3 protein-coding genes are annotated in these 2,749 nt (G+C 59.9%); 1 reads left to right on the top strand and 2 read right to left on the bottom strand.

The genetic code is table 11. From position 1 onward, the window contains the following. Positions 1-26: 26 nt before the first annotated feature. Positions 27-791, bottom strand: a complete 765-nt coding sequence (surE, locus tag Q0239_RS07110; RefSeq protein ID WP_298600445.1) for a 5'/3'-nucleotidase SurE — start codon at positions 789-791, stop codon at positions 27-29. After that, the gene (gene serS, locus Q0239_RS07115) at positions 791-2,074 is read right to left on the bottom strand and encodes a serine--tRNA ligase (RefSeq protein ID WP_298600448.1); all 1,284 of its coding nucleotides are present in this window, start codon (positions 2,072-2,074) and stop codon (positions 791-793) included. The genes surE and serS overlap by 1 nt, the downstream gene beginning before the upstream one ends. A 202-nt stretch (positions 2,075-2,276) precedes the next feature. Here serS and Q0239_RS07120 point away from each other — a divergent pair, with 202 nt between their 5' ends. Further along, positions 2,277-2,597 carry a hypothetical protein gene (locus Q0239_RS07120; protein WP_298600449.1) on the top strand — a complete coding sequence of 107 codons (321 nt, stop codon included), beginning with the start codon at positions 2,277-2,279 and terminating at the stop codon, positions 2,595-2,597. The last annotated feature ends 152 nt before the right edge of the window (positions 2,598-2,749 follow it).

The raw sequence follows: 2,749 nt of genomic DNA on the forward strand, positions 1-2,749 counted from the left end.
CAATCGAATTCTGGAAATAGCGCCGTTCAGGAATAAGCGGCGCGCATCACCTCCAGCGATTCACGATGGGTCAGATCGAGTTGCAGCGGAGTGACCGAGATGAAACCGTCATCGACGACTTCAAGGTCGGTATCGTGGCCCGAAGTATGCTCGACACCGTGCAGACCGAACCAATAATAGTCGTAACCGCGCGGGTCGGTTCCCTTGACGATTGAGCCACGGCTGTAATCGTGGAAACCCTGCCGCACCACATGGATACCCTTGACCGCATCGGGGGCGATCGCGGGAAAGTTGATGTTGGTCAGCGTGCGCGGAACGAACGGGGTTTCAAGCAACGGCGCAAGCACCTTCGCACCCCATGCCTCGGCAGCGGAAAAGGGCACAGCATCGCCCATGCCTTCCTTGCCATAGACCTGGCTCATCGCAATCGCCCGGACGCCAGCCAGGGCCCCTTCCATCGCGGCAGAGACTGTGCCCGAATAGGTGATGTCATCGCCCAGATTGGCCCCGCGATTGACGCCGGAAAGGATCACATCGGGTTTGGCATCCTTCATGACCACGCCCAGCGCCATCATCACCGAATCGGTAGGAGTACCGGTAACCGAGAAATGCTGATGGCCATGCTGGCGTATCCGCACCGGTCGTGTCAGCGTCAGCGAGTGGCCTGCGCCGGAGTTCTCCTCGGCAGGGGCGACAATCCAGATATCGTCGCTGAACTCACGCGCGATCTTTTCGAGGACTTTTAGGCCCGGGGCGTTCACGCCGTCGTCATTGGTGAGAAGGATGCGCATCAGTTCATCGGCTCCAACTCTTCAATTCCACCCATATAGGGCTTCAACACATCCGGAACCGTCACGCTTCCATCGGCATTCTGGTAATTTTCGATAACGGCAACGAGCGTACGACCGACCGCGAGGCCCGATCCGTTGAGCGTATGGACAAACGCCGTGCCTTTGCCCTCCGCCGGGCGATAGCGGGCATTCATCCGCCGCGCCTGGAAATCTCCGCAGTTGGAGCAGCTCGAAATCTCGCGATACAGCCCCTGCCCCGGTAGCCAGACCTCAAGATCGTAGGTTTTGCGGGCGCCAAAGCCCATGTCGCCGGTGCACAACATCAGTTTGCGATAGGGAAGCCTTAGCGCCTGCAGCACGCTTTCCGCCGCCGCGGTCATCCGCTCATGCTCGGCAACGCTGTCTTCGGGGCGGGTAATCGAGACCAGCTCGACCTTTTCAAATTGGTGTTGGCGGATCAGACCCTTGGTATCCTTGCCGGCAGCCCCGGCCTCCGAACGGAAACAAGGGGTCAGTGCGGTCATGCGGATCGGCAGCGCGACTTCGTCGAGGATTTGCTCGCGCACGCTGTTGGTCAACGACACTTCGGCAGTAGGTATCAACCAGCGGCCATCGGTGGTCTGGAAATTATCCTCGGCAAATTTGGGGAGTTGGCCGGTGCCGAACAGGGATTCCGTCCGCACCAGATAAGGCGTCGCACATTCGCTATAGCCGTTAGTACCCGTCTGATGGTCGAGCATATATTGGCCAAGCGCGCGGTTCAGCCGCGCCATTTGCCCACGCATAAAGGTGAAACGCGCACCCGAAATCGCGACACCGGTTTCGAAATCAAGACCCAGCGGTGGGCCGATCTCGCTATGGTCCTTCGCCTCAAAATCAAAAGCGCGCGGTGTGCCCCAGCGACTGACTTCGACATTATCGTTCTCGTCAGCGCCTTGTGGCACTTCATCGAACGGCAGATTGGGGATTGAAGCGAGCAGCTCCGTTAGTTCAGCCTCATCCTGCGAGCGCTGCTCAATCGCTGTAATTTTATTTGCAATCTCAATGGACTGGCTCTTGAAGCCGAGTGCTTCTTCGGTCTGCCCTTGACCTTGGCTCGCCAACTGTCCGTAAAAAGCCGACAGTCGTTTGCGCTCTCCTCTGAGCAGCTCCAGTTCGGTTATTGCGCGGCGCCGCTCGATATCAAAATCGAGGATTTTTTTCGACATTGCAGGATATCCCCGGCGCGCAAGCGCGGCGTCGAAGGCGGCGGGGTTTTCGCGAATATATTTCAGGTCGTGCATGGCCAAGGCCTATGCCGAGCGGCGCGCGCGGGCGCAAGCACCATAAACGAAAAGGGCGGCCCGAAAGCCGCCCCCCTCAACATTCCCCTGTGACGAAAATTAGGCTGCCTTCGACAGCTTCTTCTTAGCATTGCGGCGGCGAGCGAAGAGGCCTGCGGCTGCTGCGCCAAAGAGCAGGACCATCGGCGGGGCCGGAACGTCCGTGCCACCGGTGCTGCTCGAGCTGCCGCCGCTCGATGACGAAGACGACGAAGAACTGGAGCTGGACGAAGAGCTGGAAGAGCTGCTGCTCGACGACGATCCACTCGAACCCGTCGATCCCGTGCTGGTGCTGCCGCCAAAGCTGGACGAACCGCCTGACGAGCTGCTCGAAGAGCTGGAGGACGACGAACTGCTAGAAGACGAGGAGGAAGAACCGCTCGAGCCGGACGACCCGCTGCTACCTGACGAGCCCGATGAACCGCTGCTGCCCGAAGAGCCGCTCGATCCACCATTGCTGGAATGGCCGCCACTGCTGCCATGATGGCCACCGCTGCTACCGCCCGGTTTGCCGCCCGTGCTGCCGCCGCCTGAAGACGAGCTCGACGAGGACGACGAACTGGACGACGATGAGCTACTCGACGACGAAGAGCTCGAAGAACTGCGCCGGGCTTCGCAGGACTACGAAGAACGGCA

Origin of the sequence: uncultured Sphingorhabdus sp. (assembly GCF_937872355.1) — a bacterium.
Taxonomy (GTDB): Bacteria; Pseudomonadota; Alphaproteobacteria; order Sphingomonadales; family Sphingomonadaceae; genus Sphingorhabdus_B.

Bases quoted from the DNA above. Each gene is read 5' to 3' on its own strand.
- serS (WP_298600448.1), bottom strand. From the start codon at position 2,074: ATGCACGACCTGAAATATATTCGCGAAAACCCCGCCGCCTTCGACGCC.
- surE (WP_298600445.1), bottom strand. From the start codon at position 791: ATGCGCATCCTTCTCACCAATGACGACGGCGTGAACGCCCCGGGCCTA.